Source organism: Microvirga aerilata, assembly GCF_016743775.1.
Taxonomy (GTDB): Bacteria; Pseudomonadota; Alphaproteobacteria; order Rhizobiales; family Beijerinckiaceae; genus Microvirga; species Microvirga aerilata.
The window spans coordinates 185,448-203,179 of record NZ_JAEQMY010000003.1 but is presented as its reverse complement, the minus strand read 5'-3'; the positions used below and the strand labels follow the sequence as shown (position 1 = coordinate 203,179).

The 17,732-nt window shown below is 64.0% G+C and carries 15 protein-coding genes; 6 read left to right on the top strand and 9 right to left on the bottom strand.

Annotated elements, in window-relative coordinates; translation table 11 throughout:
- Positions 1-230: 230 nt before the first annotated feature.
- Entirely contained in the window at positions 231-653 is a 423-nt protein-coding gene (locus JKG68_RS03905) for a hypothetical protein (protein WP_202055996.1), read from the bottom strand.
- A gap of 538 nt (positions 654-1,191) precedes the next feature.
- Here JKG68_RS03905 and JKG68_RS03900 point away from each other — a divergent pair.
- The 3 genes from JKG68_RS03900 (at position 1,192) to JKG68_RS03890 (ending at position 4,880) form a co-directional block, all read left to right on the top strand.
- Positions 1,192-2,598, top strand: a complete 1,407-nt coding sequence (locus tag JKG68_RS03900; protein ID WP_202055994.1) for a hypothetical protein — start codon at positions 1,192-1,194, stop codon at positions 2,596-2,598.
- A gap of 90 nt (positions 2,599-2,688) precedes the next feature.
- Positions 2,689-3,642, top strand: a complete 954-nt coding sequence (locus JKG68_RS03895; protein WP_202055993.1) for an aldo/keto reductase — start codon at positions 2,689-2,691, stop codon at positions 3,640-3,642.
- A 146-nt stretch (positions 3,643-3,788) separates the two neighbouring features.
- Entirely contained in the window at positions 3,789-4,880 is a 1,092-nt protein-coding gene (locus JKG68_RS03890) for an alkene reductase (protein ID WP_202056024.1), read from the top strand.
- A 3-nt stretch (positions 4,881-4,883) separates the two neighbouring features.
- On the opposite strand, the gene JKG68_RS03885 is transcribed toward JKG68_RS03890, so the two are convergent.
- The 3 genes from JKG68_RS03885 to JKG68_RS03875 all read right to left on the bottom strand — a co-directional run bounded on the left by JKG68_RS03885 (position 4,884) and on the right by JKG68_RS03875 (position 6,635).
- Positions 4,884-5,447, bottom strand: coding sequence for a hypothetical protein (locus tag JKG68_RS03885; protein ID WP_202055991.1), 564 nt, complete (start codon positions 5,445-5,447; stop codon positions 4,884-4,886).
- Between the two features lie 46 nt (positions 5,448-5,493).
- Positions 5,494-6,057 carry a dihydrofolate reductase family protein gene (locus tag JKG68_RS03880; protein WP_202055989.1) on the bottom strand — a complete coding sequence of 188 codons (564 nt, stop codon included), beginning with the start codon at positions 6,055-6,057 and terminating at the stop codon, positions 5,494-5,496.
- Positions 6,058-6,242: 185 nt separating this feature from the next.
- Positions 6,243-6,635: a GFA family protein gene (locus tag JKG68_RS03875; RefSeq protein ID WP_202055988.1), complete on the bottom strand. Its 393-nt coding sequence runs from the start codon at positions 6,633-6,635 to the stop codon at positions 6,243-6,245.
- 263 nt (positions 6,636-6,898) lie between these two features.
- On the opposite strand from JKG68_RS03875, the gene xth reads away from it, so the two are divergent.
- Entirely contained in the window at positions 6,899-7,684 is a 786-nt protein-coding gene (gene xth, locus JKG68_RS03870) for an exodeoxyribonuclease III (RefSeq protein WP_202055987.1), read from the top strand.
- Between the two features lie 17 nt (positions 7,685-7,701).
- Here the strand turns inward: xth and JKG68_RS03865 are convergent, their stop codons facing one another.
- From JKG68_RS03865 to JKG68_RS03850, 4 genes are all read right to left on the bottom strand, one after another.
- Positions 7,702-10,896: a PAS domain S-box protein gene (locus tag JKG68_RS03865; RefSeq protein ID WP_202055986.1), complete on the bottom strand. Its 3,195-nt coding sequence runs from the start codon at positions 10,894-10,896 to the stop codon at positions 7,702-7,704.
- Between the two features lie 156 nt (positions 10,897-11,052).
- On the bottom strand, positions 11,053-11,886 hold the full coding sequence (locus JKG68_RS03860; RefSeq protein ID WP_202055985.1) for a tetratricopeptide repeat protein: 834 nt from the start codon (positions 11,884-11,886) through the stop codon (positions 11,053-11,055).
- Positions 11,873-13,603: a dihydroxy-acid dehydratase gene (gene ilvD, locus JKG68_RS03855; protein WP_202056013.1), complete on the bottom strand. Its 1,731-nt coding sequence runs from the start codon at positions 13,601-13,603 to the stop codon at positions 11,873-11,875. The genes JKG68_RS03860 and ilvD overlap by 14 nt, the downstream gene beginning before the upstream one ends.
- A 594-nt stretch (positions 13,604-14,197) precedes the next feature.
- Positions 14,198-15,034 (bottom strand): protein-L-isoaspartate O-methyltransferase family protein, encoded by an 837-nt coding sequence (locus JKG68_RS03850; RefSeq protein ID WP_202055984.1) that lies wholly within the window; start codon positions 15,032-15,034, stop codon positions 14,198-14,200.
- 117 nt (positions 15,035-15,151) lie between these two features.
- On the opposite strand from JKG68_RS03850, the gene JKG68_RS03845 reads away from it, so the two are divergent.
- Positions 15,152-15,526 (top strand): hypothetical protein, encoded by a 375-nt coding sequence (locus tag JKG68_RS03845; RefSeq protein WP_202055983.1) that lies wholly within the window; start codon positions 15,152-15,154, stop codon positions 15,524-15,526.
- Between the two features lie 133 nt (positions 15,527-15,659).
- Positions 15,660-16,064, top strand: coding sequence for a hypothetical protein (locus JKG68_RS03840; RefSeq protein WP_202055982.1), 405 nt, complete (start codon positions 15,660-15,662; stop codon positions 16,062-16,064).
- A 34-nt stretch (positions 16,065-16,098) separates the two neighbouring features.
- Here JKG68_RS03840 and JKG68_RS03835 read toward each other — a convergent pair whose 3' ends face one another.
- Positions 16,099-17,706: a carboxyl transferase domain-containing protein gene (locus JKG68_RS03835; RefSeq protein ID WP_202055980.1), complete on the bottom strand. Its 1,608-nt coding sequence runs from the start codon at positions 17,704-17,706 to the stop codon at positions 16,099-16,101.
- Positions 17,707-17,732 lie beyond the last annotated feature (26 nt).

Here is a 17,732-nt window from a genome sequence, read left to right as displayed (position 1 = left end):
AGCTCGTCAGGCTCATAACCTGAAGGTCACAGGTTCAAATCCTGTCCCCGCAACCAATCCACACCACATAGCCCCCGAGCACAAAAACGCCGGGGGCTTTGTCGTATCAGAACAGGACCCGCCAAAACGGCACAAAGGCAAGACAACCAAAACTTGAAAGAGCGGCAGCTGAAAAAGCGCGTAACCGCGCAGGCTTTTCCAGTCTGGGAAGTGCAGAGGCAGTACCTGTATCAAACCGCCAAGCGCATGTGAATGACAGGCTCGCTCAGGCTGACCGAGTAGCGCTCCAGCTGCACGGCATAAGCTGCCTCCAGACCCTTGAGGCGAACCTCAGGCTCCGGGCCGATGCGATCGACCGCGCTGGTCAGGCGACTGCAGAAGCGGTCGGATGCCGACAGGAGCAGGCGGAGCGACCTTGCGGAGGGCGCGCTTCCGGACGAAGCGTCCTGCACGAGCACTGCGGCCGCCGCATAAAGGTCATCCACCGCAGCTTCGATCCCAGGATCACGCTTGAGCAGGCTCATCGTGTTAATGAGAAGAACGCGCAGGTCATGCAAGTGATCTCCCCTGCCCGTCTGAGCAATGAGATTCACGACCACTCTTACGGCACCAACTCTCTCGCCGATGGTTTGCGCAATGGTGTTGTCGGTCATGAGCCCTGTCCCCTGTAAGCCATGCACGAAATCCTTTGGGACTCGTATGAGGAAGCATGCGCTTTTATGGTTAATCAATCATTACGCGCCGGCCCTCGGCTCGCCGAAATACCTTGAAAATGCTAGTGTTCATCGTGAGCAGAAACATTCCCTCGGGTTGCCTATTCATGCATTGAGATTTGCCCGTAAGCCGACTACATGTCGGCCACCCTGTTGATTTGAATCATCCCTCATGCACCTGCAGCTCGGCCTCATCAGACCGCAACGGACCACCTTGCGAAGCAAACGCTTTGCGAGCAGTCGCGGCCATGCGCATGAGCGGGAGTTGCAGCCGGATCCAGGGCCCGCACGCTGGCCTCAGGCGGCATGCTCCGTCAAACGGAGTGCCAGCTACCAGACGCCCTCCCATTTGATGCCGACGTAACGGTTATCCGTCGCCGGCCCGATCCGGCGAAATCCTCCTCCCTCGGCATTCATCCCCGATTGCGATGCAGGTTCGCCGGATCCCAGCCCCGCTGAGAAAAGGAGAAGCCCTGCAATGAACAGGGTCTGGACTGAAGAAGAACTCGACATCCTGCGACGCGACCGAGCCGCGAAGGTTCCAGTCCCGGTGACCGCTGCGAAGCTGGGACGACCGGTACCGGCAACCTATGCGAGAGCCCGGTTGATCGGCACCCTCGTCCAGCCGCACCAGTCCTGGGATGAGGCGGGTGTTGCGCGCCTGCGCGAGCTGGTCCTTGCCGACCCTCCGATGACCGACAAGCATATTGCGGCTGCACTTGGCAGAACCGTCACGCAGATCCGGTGGAAGATGCAGGATCTCGGCCTCATCGGTGTGCGTGATCTCTCCAAGCTCGCGAAAGTAACGGCCTCCCAAACAGCTCGCCCAAAGGTCGCAAACGCCCATTCCGCCAAGCCCCCGCGCATCAGTCCCGCAACTGGTAAGCCTGCCTCCGAGCAGCCCTCCATAAAGCGTGCCTTACCGCAGGCGGAAACCGCTGCGCCCGTGCAGGCGACTGTTCCACAACATGCGATGTCGTCTCGAACGATCGATCCGCAAGCAGCTCTTCACCGGGCGATTGAGGGCCTCGAGCAGGCGATGGCGGAACGGCTGAAAGAGGCCATTGCGGCATCCGAAGCCGGAATGATTCAGGCGGCCAGGGCAGCGATTGCCGAGAAGGGCCGGATCGACCAGCGTCTTGTCGTTCGGGTCAAGCGGTCGGCCGAGGCAGCCGCCCGGCGCGAAGCCGAGGCAAGGACGGCGGAGGTCGAAGCCAAACGGCAGGAGGCGGAAGCCGGAAGAGCAGAGGCTGAGGCGAAGCGAGCGGAAGCTGCCCGCGAAGCCCGGGAACGGGCGATGCAAGTGCAGAATGTACGATCCGTAGCTCCCAAGCCCGTAGCTCCTAAGGCTGCACCTTCAAAATCTGCACCTTCCAAGGCTGCTGCGAAGTCGGCTGTGAAGAAACCTGTGCTGCCGGCGGTTCAGGGCGTCGCGCAGGCCGCTCCCCTGGCTCCTCCGCCTCCGGCTGTACCTGCGCTGCCGAAGATCGTCGTCACGGACGCTCCCGCTGCAGCGCGCCCGGCGGAGCCGGATCCCACATCCGCCCAAACCTCCGGCCGCGGCGGCTGGAAGTCCGTCCGCCGCGATCCCGCGCGTGTCCTCGCTCAGGCAAAAGCCAAGGCCAAGCCGGCGAACCGCGCGGATGCGGTCGATCTTGCCCAGGCAGCTCAAGCGGCCATCGAGCGCTTCATCACGGAACGCGGCGTGACGCGCAACGAGACTGGCGGCATCCAGTTGATCGTGTCCCGGCTGCAGGCGCGCGGCTACATCGTCGTGCGCGACGAGAACGGCTGGATGATCGACCAGCGCCACCGCATCGACAGCGAGGCCGATCTTGTTGCTTTCGCAGAAGCCCGCGGCATCGTCTTGAGCGCGGCGGCCTGATTGAAGCAGGGCTCGCCGGTGCGATCTCAGACCCAGCGTCTTGTCGTCGTAGCGCCCTGCCCCAGATCGGCAGCGAACAAGGAGATGACAATGGATCAGCGTCGGCTCGGCCGCTCGGACCTGATGGTTTCGCCCCTCTGCCTCGGCGGCAACGTGTTCGGCTGGACAGCCGATGAGGCCACCTCTTTCAAGCTGCTCGATGCTTATGTCGATGCAGGCCTGAACTTCATCGACACGGCCGATGTCTATTCCACCTGGGCCTCGGGCAACCGAGGCGGCGAGTCGGAAACCATCATCGGCAAGTGGATGAAAGCTCGTGGCAACCGCAACCGGCTTGTGATTGCCACCAAGGTCGGCTCCGAGATGGGACCGAACCAGAAGGGCCTGTCGAAGACGTATATCCGCTCAGCCGTGGAGGCCTCTCTCCAGCGACTGCAAACCGATCATATCGATCTCTACCAATCTCATCGCGACGATCCCGATACGCCCCAGCAGGAGACGCTCGGGGCCTATGAGGAGTTGATCCGGGAGGGAAAAGTGCGCGCCATCGGCGCATCGAATTTCACGGCCGCCCGGTTGAAGGAGGCACTGGAGATCAGCAAGGAACTCGGCCTCCCGCGCTATGAGAGCCTGCAGCCGAAATACAATCTCCATGATCGCGCGGAATACGAAGCCGAACTGGAGCCGCTCTGCCGCCAGCAAGAGATCGGGGTCATTCCTTATTACGGCCTCGCCAGCGGCTTTCTCACAGGCAAGTACCGCTCCGAGGCGGATTTCGGGAAGAGCGTGCGTGGAGGTCGGATGGCTGCCTATCTCAACGAGAGAGGCAAACGCATCCTGAGCGCCCTCGACGATCTCGCCGGCCGGAAGGATGCAACACCCGCCCAGATCGCTCTCGCTTGGCTGATGGCCCGTCCGGGCCTCACCGCGCCGATTGCAAGCGCCACGAGCGTGGAACAGGTGCAGGACCTCGTCAAAGCGACGACGCTGCGCCTGGATGGTGCGGAAATCAGGCAGCTCGATCAGGCAAGCGCTTCCGAATAGTCTCGGACCCGCGGGAAGCAATGGGCGAGAATTCCTGAGACATCGAATTTTTGCATGGCAGCCTTCCGTTGCATCGTGCTGAAGGCCTCTTATCTCGTTTCGACCTGTGATTCTAATAATTCCACAGGTTGCAACGAGGTTTTATGATGAGCGTCGATCCCAACGCATTGTTCCAGCCCTTCAAGCTGGGTGACCTGACCTTGCCGAACCGCATGGTCATGGCGCCCCTCACCCGCAATCGGGCGTCGGAAGGAGACGTGGCGCGCGACATCACAGCCACCTACTACACCCAGCGCGCCGGCACAGGACTGCTGATTTCGGAAGGATCCCAGATTTCGCATCAGGGACAGGGTTACCTGCGTACGCCGGGCATCTATACGCACGAGCAGGTTGCCAGCTGGCGCAAGGTGACTGACGCGGTTCATAAGGCTGGCGGTCGGATCTTCATTCAGCTCTGGCATGTGGGTCGTGTCTCCCACACCTCGCTTCAGCCCGGCGGTGCTGCGCCCGTTGGCCCTTCGGCCCTGCGCGCCCAGACCAAGACCTTCCTTGAGGAGGGTTTCGCCGAAGTGTCCGAGCCTCGTGCGCTCGAACTCTCCGAGATCCCCGGCATCCTGCAGGACTATGAGAACGCTGCCCGCAATGCCAAGGAAGCCGGGTTCGACGGCGTGGAGATTCACGCGGCGAACGGCTACCTGCTCGACCAGTTTATGAAGGACGGCTCCAACCAGCGCACAGATGCTTATGGCGGCTCCATCGAGAATCGCGCCCGCCTGACCGTCGAAGTGGCCGAGGCTGTGCTGAAGGTCTGGGACAAGGGACGTGTGGGCATCCGGCTGTCGCCCGCAAAGGTCAACGATGCTGCGGATTCAAACCCGCAGGCTCTCTTCAGCCATGTGGTCGAGAAGCTCGACGGCCTCGGCCTTGCCTATATCCATATGATCGAAGGCGCCACCCAGGGCGACCGGAACGCGGTGAGCGTGGATTACGAAGGCCTGCGCGGCTCCTTCCGTGGCGCCTACATCGCCAATAACGGCTACGACCGCGAGATGGCTGCGGAGGCGATCTCCAACGGCCGGGCAGATCTGGTCGCCTTCGGGCGCCTCTTCATCGCCAATCCGGATCTGGTCGAGCGTTTCCGCCTGGGTGCGCCGCTCAACGAGCCTGACCGGGCCACGTTCTATGGCGGCGACACCAAGGGCTACACGGACTACCCGGGTCTCGACGAAGCCGCTTGAGCCCTAGCAGGTGGAGCAGATGCTTTCGCGGGCTTTCTGCTCCAGCTGCTCACCCTCCTCGAACAGCTTCCGCTCCCGCTCGGTCGGCTGAACGGCGGAGGGCTCGCCCGGCCTCCGGTTGACGCCGGATACGGTTCCCGTTGTGTCAGGGTTGGTGGAGGAGCTGTTGGCGCTCGAGGACGTTCCGCCTGTACTGCCCTCGCTTCCGGGAGGCGGGATAGGTCCGGTGGATCCTGCGTCTCCGGTCGCGTTCACGCCGGTGTTGGTGGTGCTCCCTGGAGCCCTGCTGTTTGCGGTCCCGGTATTCACGCTTCCAGTGCCAGTGGCATTGTTCTGCGTGCCTGAAGCGGAAGGTGGTACGATGGCTCCATTGGGCTGAGTTGACGTTCCAGGCGACCTGGTCGAGCTTGGGGCCGAGGCACCGGTCGAGGACGTGCCTGTCGAGGAGCCTCCTCCGCCAGCCCCTCCGCCTCCGCTGGAGCTTCCGCCGGAGGATCCCTGAGCCCAGGCCGTTCCTGCGATCAGGCAACCCGACAACAGGATTGCCGGGATAATGAGATGGCGCATGGGCTTCTCCTCGCGAGTCGCTATCGGACGTCAACTCCAAGCGAAGTCATGAGTTTCCGGAACGGCGCCGCCAAATCGTCAGGGTGACGGGAAGAGCGGGGTCGAGGATCTGGCGGATATCCGGCCTCAATCCGCTCTCGGACAGCACCGCCTCGGCGCTCCTGCGTTCATCGCAGCCTGAAAAGACCGGCACACCGTCTGCAACAAACGTTCCCTCGGCCCGCGTCAGGTGAAAGGCGCTGTAGCCGATCCTGAGAAAAAGATCGAAGACTTGGCGCCCTCCCGGAACGGCAACGCGCCCACCCTCCGGCAGCACTTTCTGGATCGCCCGGTCCCAAGGCAGTTTGTCCGGATTCCACCACCAGCCGTCATCGCGCCGCTCCAGCCCCGAGAAGGATGAGGACAGGATCATCCTCAGACGGCCTTTGGGGTTCGCATGAGCCTCGTGTCCCAAGCGGCCGAGAACCGTCAGGGCCGATTTGTTGAGCTCGGCCTGGAAATAGGCCCAGTCCGCATCGTTGCGCAGCACGGCAGGGGTCTGACCGGAGGCATCGGCAATGCGGTCATTGTCCGACACGATGGCATAGCCGTGAATCTCGACCTTCGGCATGAACCCGCCTTCTCCAGCATGAATGAGCGATAAGGGCACTCACCAGGAGTGCCGGGCACGAGCGCCTTGAGCCCATGCCACAGGAGATGCGGCCCGAGCGGCAAGGCCGCTGGTATGTAGCCGACCGATCCGTCGAGTGCCACGCCTGGAAGGACCCGAACCGATGCGCGGCTGAAGAACACTCCCTACTCCTCGAAGCGACCCGTTGCGTCACGGACGCGCTCGTATCGTCTCTTGAGCGGAAACGGCGGCAGCCAGGACTCGCGACGGACGGTCCAGAGTTCGTAGGTAGGCATCAGTTGGTCAGGGGCATCCAGAGACCCCAGGTTCACTTCGATCTCGTCGGCGGTGCGCGAGAAAACGGACGAGCCGCAGCGGGGACAGAAAAACCGCCCGGCGTAGTCGCGTGTTTCGCCGTCGATCGTCACTGCCTCCTGGGGGAACACTGCGGAAGCGTGGAAAAGAGCTCCATGATGCTTGCGGCAGTCGAGACAGTGACAAAGGCCGACCCGGTATGGGAGCCCCGACGCCACAATGCGGACATTGCCGCACAGGCAACCGCCCGTGAATCGGTCCATGCTGCGTCTCCTTCTAGCGTGGTGCCGCGTGTGCCGCGCATGAAGGCTTGATAACACGCAAGCTCGCGCCCAAACACACTCCGACTTCATTGCTGCGCTGCCGCCCGCCATAGCGCCGGCGGCGCGGCAACACGTCATGAAGCAGGGACGAACCAGCGGCGTCCAAAGGAAGTTTTTGCTGGGGGGAATGCTGGTGGTATGGTGGCGCCTATGAGAGAGTTCCGCCAGGAATTCGCCTAACTTTTCAATGGGCTAACAATCGAATGCGAATCGCCACCTGGAACGTGAACTCCATCAAGCAGAGGCTGGATCACCTCGCCACCTTCGTTAAAAGCGCCGATCCGGACGTGGTCTGCCTGCAGGAGCTGAAATGCGTGGATGAGGCCTTTCCTCGGGAAGAGGTCGAGGGTCTCGGCTACAATGTCGTCACCCATGGTCAGAAGGCCTATAACGGCGTCGCCATCCTGTCCAAGAGACCGCTGGAGGACGTGCGCCGCGGCCTGCCCGGTGACGAGAGCGACGAGCAGGCGCGTTATCTGGAGGGCGTGATCTCAACCTCCACCGGAGCCTTGCGGGTTGCCTCGATCTACCTTCCCAACGGCAATCCCATCGGCACGCCCAAGTTCGACTACAAGCTCGCCTGGATGGACCGCCTCCACGCCCATGCGCGCCGCCTTCTCGCCCTTGAGGAGCCTCTTGTGCTGTGCGGCGACTACAACGTCATTCCCGAGCCCAAGGATGCCTCCGATCCGGCCGCCTGGGTCAACGACGCTCTGTTTCGGCCGGAAAGCCGGGCCAAGTTCCGGGAGTTGCTCAACCTCGGCTTCATGGATGCCGTCCGTGCCTGCAGCGACCAGCCTGGCCTCTACTCGTTCTGGGACTATCAGGCGGGCGCGTTCCAGCGAAACCACGGTATCCGCATCGACCATCTCCTGCTCTCGCCCCAGGCGCAGGACAAGCTCAGGACAACATCGATCCGGAAAGAGGTGCGCGGTTGGGACAAGCCGTCGGACCATGTGCCGGTCATCGTCCACCTGGATATCGAGTAGAGAGTGGTGCCTGCACCTTAAGCCGGCCCCTGTGCCCTGCCGCCCCTCACCAGCCGCCGCAGCACGCGCGACAGTTCTTCCGCCGCATAGGGCTTCTGCAGCAGGTCGAAGCCGTGCCGGCCCTCCTCGGCCAGAACATGGCTGTAGCCCGATGTGAGCACGATGGGCAGGGCGGGATAGCGCTGCCGGATCAGCCGTCCGAATTCGAGTCCGCTCATCCCCGGCATGACCACATCGGAGAACACCACATCGAAGCCTTCAGGATTTGCGGCCAGGAGCCTGAGGCCCTCGTCCGTATTGGCAGCCCAGGTTGGCGCATAACCCAGATCCTGCAGGATCTGGGTTGCGAACTGCCCGACCTCGACATTGTCCTCCACCACCAGCACCCGCCGGCCGCGGCCTGTTTCCAAGGCCTCTTCCCGGGGTGATCCAGCAGCATCGCCATTGGGCTCTTCCTCGACGCGCTGAAGGTAGAGCGTGAAGGTCGTGCCCTGCCCCACCGTGCTTTCGACCGCAACGTCGCCGCCTGACTGCTTGGCAAAGCCATAGACCTGGCTGAGACCCAACCCCGTTCCCTTGCCCACCTCCTTCGTGGTGAAGAACGGTTCGAAGATGTGCGGGAGCTTGTCGGCCGGGATGCCGGTCCCCGTATCGGTCATCGAGATCGCCACGAAGTCTCCCGGGCCGCCCGCATGGCCGCGAATGGCCGGCATGGTGGGCATGGCTTTGACCTTCACCTCGAGGGTCCCCTCGCCGTCCATGGCATCGCGGGCATTCACGGCCATGTTCACCATGGCGGTTTCGAACTGGGTGAGATCCGCTTCGACGAAGCAGCGCTCGCATTCGACCTCGGTGACGATCTGGATGCGCGAGCCCACGATGGTGCGCAGCATGTCGGTGATGCCCCGAACCCGGTCAGCCACATCGAAAACCTCGGGCTTCAGCGCCTGCCTGCGGGCAAAGGCAAGCAGCTGTCCCGTGAGCTTGGCGGCCCGGTCCACGGTGTCGGAGATCGCATCCACGTAGCGTCTGCGCCGCTCCTCCGGAAGATCGGAGCGGCGCAGCAGATCGGTGGAAGAGCGGATGATGGTCAGCAGGTTGTTGAAGTCGTGCGCGACACCGCCGGTGAGCTGACCGATGGCCTCCATCTTCTGGGCCTGGCGAAGAGCCTCCTCGGCCTGGCGGTACTCGGTGATGTCGCGGCCGATGCCGTAGAAGACGCCGTCGCCGGGCACACCGGTCCAGGAAATGGTCCGGTAGCTTCCATCCGCGCACCGCAGCCGGTCCTCGAACGCGGCGATGCGCTCCCCGCGCGCCAGCTTCTGCACCTGCTCCTTGAGCCTTTCCCGGTCGTCCGGATGCGTGATCTCCATGAAAGGCGTGTTGAGCAGTGTGTGCTCGTCGTAGCCCAGCACCCGGGCCCATGCGGGGTTGATGGCCCGGCGCTTGCCGTCGAATCCGAAAACCGCCATCAGTTCGTTGGAGTTCTCCCAGACCCGGTCGCGCTCGGCGGTGCGCTCGGCAACCTGGGCCTCCAAGATCTCGTTGAGGCGGCGAAGCATCTCCTGCGCCCGCTTCTGTTCGTCGATATCGACGATGACCAGGAGCGCTCCATCGACCCGGCCCTCGGCAGTCCGCAGCGGAACACCGCTGAAGCGGGTCCAGGTCTCCTGGCCTGCCTCCGTGCGGTGCAGGAACTCGACGCTGGAGACGGTCTCGCCCCGAAGCGCCCGGGGCGCGGGATAGTCGTTCCTGACAATCTGCTCGCCGCTGTCGTTCCAAGCAAGCCATCTCTCCTCCGCATCGTGCAGGCGCGAGGGAATGATCCCGCTGGGGATGAAATGCCGGAAGGCCGGATTGGACAGAAGAGGATTGCCGTCGGGATCGATGAAGCAGACGCCCACCGGCAGGTTGTCGACAAGGGTCGTCAGGCGAGCGCGCTCCTCGGCAAGCTTTTCCTGACTCTCCTGCAGGGCTGCCTCGGCCTGTTTCCGATCCGTGATATCGGTAAAGCTTGCCGCGATGCCGCCGTCCAGCTTGGGAGCGGCATGCATCTCCAGGATCCGATCCGGATGCACCGCCGAGCGAACCTCGAAGGTCTCAGCCTCCCGCCTGTCCATGACCCCGCGCAGGCGCCGCTCGATATCGGTGCTGACCGCCTGCGGAAACACCTCCCAGAGGGGATGGCCTAGCACCTCGTCTCGCGACACCCCGAAGAAACGCTCGGCCTGTGTGTTGAAGACCGTCAGGCGCCACTCGGCATCGAAGGCCAGGAAGGCATCCAGTGCGCCGTCCAGAACCAGATTGAGCTGAGCTTCCCTTTCCCTCAGCGCCTGTTCCGCAAACTTACGGTCATGGATGTCCTCTACGATCCCATACCAGCGGATGATCCTGCCGCTCCCGTCCCTGCGTGGATAAGCGCGGGCGCGCATCCAGCGGGCCTCGCCCGTCGCGGCGATGTGGATGCGGTACTCCACATCCACGGGCTCCCCGGAAGTGAGGCTTTGCGAGAACCGGGCAAGGGTCGGCGCGAGATCCTCCGAATGGATCGCCTTGGCCCAGCCGGTCTCGTAAGGCTCGTCCGGGGCCTGCCCGGTCATCTCGAGCCAGCGGCTCGAATAGGAGGTGATGTGCCCGTCCGGATCGGCGGTCCACGGCACCTGCGGATTGAGCTCGACCGTATGCCGGAAGTGATCCTCGCTCTCGCGCAGGCGCTCCTCGGCCTGGACGCGCTCGTGGATATCGATCACCGAGCCGACATAACCCAGGTAGCCGCCGTCTTCGCCGAAGCGCGGCGAGGCGGTATCGAGCACCCAGCGATAGCTGCCGTCGGCCCGGCGAAGGCGGTACTCGACCTGGAACAACGCGCGCGCCGCATTGGCCGCGTGAAAGGCATCCTCGGCCCTGGCCTTGTCGTCGGGATGCGTGGCATCCAGCCAGCCGAACCCTTCGGCCTCGGCCCTGCTCTGACCGGTGAATTCGTACCAGCGGCGATTGAGATAGATGCAGTAGCCGCTCGGGTCCGTGACCCACATCATGACAGGGGCATGGTCGGCGATGTCGGGAAAGCGCGCCTCTTTGCTGCTTTGAGCCCCGATGAGGCCGCGCGCCGCCAGCGGCTTCGCGATCCGAGAGCCTAAGCGTCTGAGAAGAGAAGCGAGGCCCAGGTTCCTCTGCCCCCGCCCGGACGCCTGCGGCGGCTTAGCATGCATCGGTCATGCCTCCAGCCCTGAACCGGGCCACATTGCAGCCGCGTCCGCCCACAGAGATGGAAGCAGACGTTGAGACAGCGTTCGTGGAGATGAAAAACAGCACTGCCGATAGGTGGTCCGCGCACGGCTCCTCGTCAACGGATCCCCGTGCAGAACCTATCGGCGGGACTGGATATATTGCTCCAGGAGGGCGAGAGCCAGTTTGCGGTCGCTCTCGTCGGCCGCCACGAAGGCTTCCTGGTAGAGCGATGCGATCCACTGGTCCTTCACGGAATCCGTCGAGGCCTCACGGGCCAGCGTCAGCCACATCAGGCCCTTGGCCCGCTGGCGCGGAACGCCCTGGCCGGTCATCAGCAGATGGCCCAGGAGAGCCTGCGACGCCGTATGGCCCTTCTCCGCCGCCAGGTTGAACCAGCGGGCCGCATGCCGCGCGTCCTTCCTGACGCCCGTGCCCTCCAGGTAAAGGCGGGCGAGGTTGTACTGCGCATTCGAGTCGCTGAAATAGGACGCCGCATAGCTGAACATTTCGACGGCGCGGGCCGGATTGGCGGCCACATAGGTGTCCTTGATGCCGTCCAGGAAATAGGTGCCGAGCGCCACGAAGGCGCTGGACACGACGGCGGCGTTGGGGGAGTCGGGGCTCTCGTCCGCGTGCTGGTCGGCCAGCCTGGAGAAGTACTCGAACGCCTTCAGGCTGTCATGCTGCACGCCGTCGCCGTCGGCATACATGCGCCCGAGCTTCCACAGCGCAAGCGAGTGCCCCTGGCCGGCCGCAAATTCGAGCGCCTGGACTGCGCCGATCTTGTCGCCTGCATTGTAGTCGCGCATGCCGCTGCGCAGGGCATCGCGCGCCGAGCCGTATTTGGTCGCCGGGGTTGTCAACGCAGGCGTGAGCGGTTGCGGACGCGGCGCGGCATCGAGCGCATGGGCTGCGCCTGCGCCAAGGAGAGCCGTCCACAGGGTGGCAGCGATGAGGTTAAACGTCCGCATAGGTTTCTTTTTCTGCGGCTCCGCCCGGATGGGTGACAGCCCCATCCCGTGCAGAACCAACGGTTTGCGCATACTTCCAGAGGTAACCGGAGGTGGCTTTGGTCTCGCGAGGCGCCCAAGCGGCCCGCCGCTGCGCCAGCTCCTCGTCCGAGAGCTCCACCTCGATGGTGCCGTCGATCGCATCGATGGCGATGATGTCGCCGTCCTTCAGAAGGCCGATGGGACCGCCCACGGCGGCTTCCGGGCCCACATGGCCGATGCAGAAGCCGCGGGTCGCGCCCGAGAACCGGCCGTCGGTGATGAGCGCCACCTTGTCGCCCATGCCCTGGCCGTAGAGCGCCGCCGTGGTGGACAGCATCTCCCGCATGCCGGGACCGCCGCGCGGCCCCTCGTAGCGGATCACCAGAACCTCGCCTTCCTGGTACTGGCGCTTGGACACGGCCTCGAAGCAGGCCTCCTCGCCATCGAAGCAGCGGGCGGGGCCCCGGAAGACCTGATTGTCCGTGGCCATGCCGGCCACCTTCACGATGGCGCCCTCGGGAGCGAGATTGCCCTTGAGGCCCACGACGCCGCCAGTCACCGTGATTGGCTTGTTCGCCGGATAGACCACGTCCTGATCATCGTTCCATTTCACGGACGCGAGGTTCTCGGCAATGGTGCGGCCGGTCACCGTGATGCAGTCGCCGTGCATGTAGCCGTGGTCGAGAAGCGTCTTCATGAGCAACGGGATGCCGCCGACCTCGAACAGGTCCTTGGCCACATAGCGGCCGCCGGGCTTCAGGTCCGCGATATAGGGGGTGCGCTTGAAGATTTCGGCGACGTCGAACAGGTCGAACTTGATGCCGGCCTCATGGGCGATAGCCGGCAGGTGCAGGGCCGCATTGGTCGAGCCGCCGGAGGCCGCCACCACGGTCGCGGCGTTCTCCAGCGCCTTGAGGGTCACGATATCGCGTGGGCGAATGTTTTTGGTGATCAGGTCCATGATCTGCTCGCCCGCCGCAGCGCAGAACCGGTCGCGGATCTCGTAAGGAGCCGGAGCGCCGGCCGAATACGGCAGGGCCAGGCCGATGGCCTCGGACACTGTCGCCATGGTGTTGGCGGTGAACTGCGCCCCACAGGCGCCGGCGGACGGACAGGCCACCTGCTCGAGCTCGGTGAGATCCTCGTCCGACATCTCGCCGACGGAATGCTTGCCCACTGCTTCGAAAAGGTCCTGCACGGTCACCTGCCGGCCCCTGAAGGTGCCGGGAAGGATCGACCCGCCATAGATGAAGATCGACGGGACGTTGAGGCGCACCATCGCCATCATCATGCCCGGCAGGGACTTGTCGCAGCCCGCCATGCCCACGAGCGCGTCATAGGAATGGCCGCGCATGGTCAGCTCGACCGAATCCGCGATCACCTCGCGGGACGGGAGCGACGCCTTCATGCCCTGGTGGCCCATGGCGATGCCGTCGGTGACCGTGATGGTGCAGAACTCGCGCGGGGTCCCGCTGGCGGCCGCCACGCCTTTCTTCACGGCTTGCGCTTGGCGCATCAGCGAGATGTTGCAGGGGGCGGCCTCGTTCCAGCAGGTGGCGACGCCGATCAGCGGCTGGCCGATCTGCTCACGAGTCAGCCCCATGGCGTAGAGATAGGAGCGATGCGGCGCGCGCGCGGGCCCCTCCGTCACGTGACGGCTCGGCAGCTTCGACTTGTCGATCAGGCGCGCATCCATGGTCTGAAACTCTTCGATTCTACCGGTTCCCACGAGGAGATCCACCCGCGATGGAACCCCCGTGATCTGCCATGTGCCGCACCACCGATGCAATGATCCTGAAGGTGGATCAGCCCAACAGCCTTAATCCGGGTCCCGCCCCAGGTTACGTGCCGTAAAGCTTTGGTTTTGAAACACTTTAGCCAGCTTCATGAGGTGCTCCCGGTTTATGGCGGGATCGCGGCGGAGCTTAGGCCAAGGGAGGCAAGATGTTGAAGGTTTGAGGGTGTTGCCGGGCCGCAACATTCCTGGGAGGGGATTCCTGCGGGTTCGCCAGCGAACCATAAGTCGGTGCCGCTCCACGCTGCCAAGATGAGGGGCTCACACCATGCCCGCACCTTAGCTCTGTGGGCCTAGGCCCCAAATTCCTGATCAACACCTTCACACAGAACTCCCAGGAAGGTTCAGACGTAATCCAGCTCAAGGAATGGGTCGTTTCTAGCTGTTTGGACCCGGAAGAACCTTGACGTGAACACTAGAGGCATCCGCGGGCAGATCTTTCATGTCGACGGAGCGAAAAAGGGCGGCGAGCTTCTGATTACACCTGATGTTCGCTCAAACTTCTTCCGACGAGAACCATACCTGTTCGTAGACGGCAACGGCGCTGGCATCGGGCGCTCGCTCGGCTCTTGTCCAGAGGGATCGGATGGCTGCGAGGTCCGCCTCGGTCGGCAGGTGCCTGACAGAGATGGTTTCCGTCGTGCCGCTGCAGGAGATGAACCCCACATTCATCAGTGAACGGGCGCTCAGCCCTGCCGCCTGTCGCCTTACCAGAACCGCAGGCCCCCAGCCCTTGTGCGGCTGCCAGGGGAAGATCAGCCGTCCGCCGGGATTGAGCGCCCGCAGCCATTCCGTATCCGGCGCCAGCACGCCGGCATTCACATAGACGATGTCGGCGCTCGGCAGCACGCGTCCGAAGGCCGAGCCCGCGTGAACCGTGACGTTCGAATAGTCTCGCAGGTTCCGTTTGGCCTGGGCCGCCAGATCAGCCTCATACTCGAAGGCCTCCACATGACCGCCGGGCTCGACGAGGAGCGCCAGGATCGCCGTGTAGTAGCCGGTGCCCGCCCCTACCTGGATCACGCTCTCGCCCGGCTGCGGGCTGACGGCGTCGAACCAGGCAGCATGAAGGGCAGGCTCCCCGTTGTTGATGCCGCGCTCGGGATCGATGGCCACGAGCACGTTGTCGTAGATGTCGGCAAGATCCCGCGTGACCAGGGCTGCCCCCATGCTGATCGCGGTCCAGGGTGGAGGGGGCAGGAAAGCCTCGCGCACCACCTGGGCAAAAGCCCTCTCGATGCGGGCATCCGCAACGCCGGCCAGACGCATGATTTGCGATGCATAGGACGTTCGCGCCTTGCGGGAAGCATCGAAAGCGGTCTCATTCGCCATGACCCACCTCACCCACCGTAGCCTTTCCTCTCCATTCGAAGAGGTTTCCGGCAATTGAGCTTATGGCAGGCTTTCCTTTTCAGGAATCGCCAAATGCCACTTCGGAAGCATGTCCTCTTGAGCATCACATTGGCCATGTTGCCGCTCCTGACGGCCTGCAATCAGACCGTGACGCCCGAGCCAGGCGTCATCGGCTCCGGTGCGCTCGCCGCCATCAATGAGGCCCAGGCCACGCAAGTAAGGCACCGGGTCACGTCGTTCGCGCTCAACCAAGCCGCAAGCTTCGACCCGACGGGCCTGTCCGGTTACGGGGTGGCTGCCATCGAGGAAGAGCAGGCTCGGATCGAGGAAGAGCAGTCGCGCAGGATCGACGAGGAATCCGCAAAGGCGCTTGCTCAAGCAGATGCCGCCGCAGCTGAAACCGAAAGGCTGGAGCGGCAAAAAGCCAGCGCAGCCCGGCGGACGATCCCGAGCCGCAAACCCAATCCTTGAGCGCCCCTCGTGCCGCTGGCGCAGGGGCGGATGCCCTGATCCGCGCATGACGCAACGAGACCTATATGTCTGGAGAGGGCTCAGAAAATAATCTTATGGTAAGCATAGAGTGCCTTAACCCAGGGGCACATCCATGATGCTTCATCGACTTCCTTTATTAGGGTTTCTCGCGGCGCTCCCCCTTCTGACAGCCTGCAATCAGACAACAGCCTCCCCTCCCGCCGCTCCTGCCGTCGATCCCGACACCATGGGTTCCGGCGTGCATGCCGCCCTGGCTGACGCGCAGGCCACACGGGAAAGGCACGACGCTCAGGCAACCGGCATGGCCGTGATGAGCTTCTTCGACCCGATCGGCGTCACCGACCTCGCCGAACCCGCCATGAAGGCGGAGCATAGGCGTGAGCTCGACGAGAAATATCGCCGCGTCGATGAAGAGGTCCGCAAGACGGTCGCCGAGGCGGAGGCGATCAAGGCTCAGAACCAGGCTCGCGAAACAAGACCCAGAGGGCGCAAGCCCGCAAGGCAGGCAGCCGAATAGACCAGCGGCTTTACCGCGACGAGAGCCCTTAGGGCTACATCCTGAACACGCCGAACTTCGTCTCCGGAATGGGCGCGTTCAGGGCTGCCGAGAAGGCCAGCGCCAGCACGCGGCGGGTCTCGGACGGCAGGATGATGCCGTCGTCCCACAGGCGCGCGGTGGCGTAATAGGGCGAGCCCTCTTCCTCGTACTTGCCCCGGATCGGCGCCTTGAAGGCCTCCTCCTCGTCCGCGGTCCAAGCCTTGCCCTCGGCCTCGATGTTGTCGCGCCTGACGGTTGCCAGAACGCTCGCCGCCTGCTCGCCGCCCATGACGGAAATGCGCGAGTTCGGCCAGGTGAACAGGAAGCGCGGGGAATAAGCGCGGCCGCACATGCCGTAATTGCCGGCGCCGAACGAGCCGCCGACCAGCAGGGTCACCTTCGGCACCTGGGCGCAGGCCACCGCCGTCACCAGCTTGGCGCCATCCTTGGCGATGCCGCCCGCCTCGTATTGGCGGCCCACCATGAAGCCGGAAATGTTCTGCAGGAACAGAAGCGGGATGCGCCGCTGGCAGCAGAGCTCGATGAAATGCGCGCCCTTCTGGGCGCTTTCCGAGAACAGGATGCCGTTATTGGCGATGATGCCCACCGGCATGCCCCAGATCCGGGCGAAGCCCGTCACCAGGGTGGTGCCGTAGAGGCGCTTGAACTCGTCGAACTCGGAACCGTCGACAAGGCGGGCGATCACCTCGCGGATGTCGTACTGCTTCTTGAGGTCGGTGGGCACGATCGCGTCGAGATCGTCGATGGCATATTTCGGCTCCACCGGATCGGCGAGATCAATGTCGATGCTCTTGCGGGTATTCAGCGTGCCGACGATGCGGCGCACGATGGCGAGCGCATGAACGTCGTCGGTGGCGTAATGATCCGCCACGCCGGACTGGCGGGCATGCACGTCGGCGCCGCCGAGATCCTCCGCCGACACCACCTCGCCGGTGGCCGCCTTCACCAGGGGCGGGCCGCCGAGGAAGATGGTGCCTTGGCGGCGCACGATCACCGTCTCGTCCGACATGGCCGGCACATAGGCGCCGCCCGCCGTGCAGGAGCCCATGACGCAGGCGATCTGCGGGATGCCGAGCGAGGACAGGGTCGCCTGGTTGTAGAAGATGCGCCCGAAATGATCCCGGTCGGGAAAAACTTCAGTCTGGTGCGGCAGGTTCGCGCCGCCGGAATCGACGAGGTAGATGCAGGGCAGACGGTTCTCGCGCGCCACTTCCTGGGCGCGCAGGTGCTTCTTCACCGTCATCGGGTAGTAGGTGCCGCCTTTGATCGTCGAATCGTTGCAGACGATCATGACATCGCGGCCTTCGACCCGGCCGATGCCGGTGATGATGCCGGCCCCGTGGATCGCGTCCTCGTACATGCCGTGGGCGGCAAGCGATCCCAGTTCCAGGAAGGGCGCACCGGGATCGAGCAGGCGCATCACGCGCTCCCGGGGCAGGAGCTTGCCGCGGGCGAGATGCCGCTCCCGGGCTTTGGCCGGACCGCCTTCGGCTACGGCCAGCCGCTTGGCCTGGAGGTCCTGGGCCAGATCCGCCCAGGCGGCGCGGTTCGCCCGCGCTGATTCCGAGGAGAGGTCGGCTGAGGTGGCGATCACGGGCACGGCGTCGGACTCCCTTGTTCTTGTCT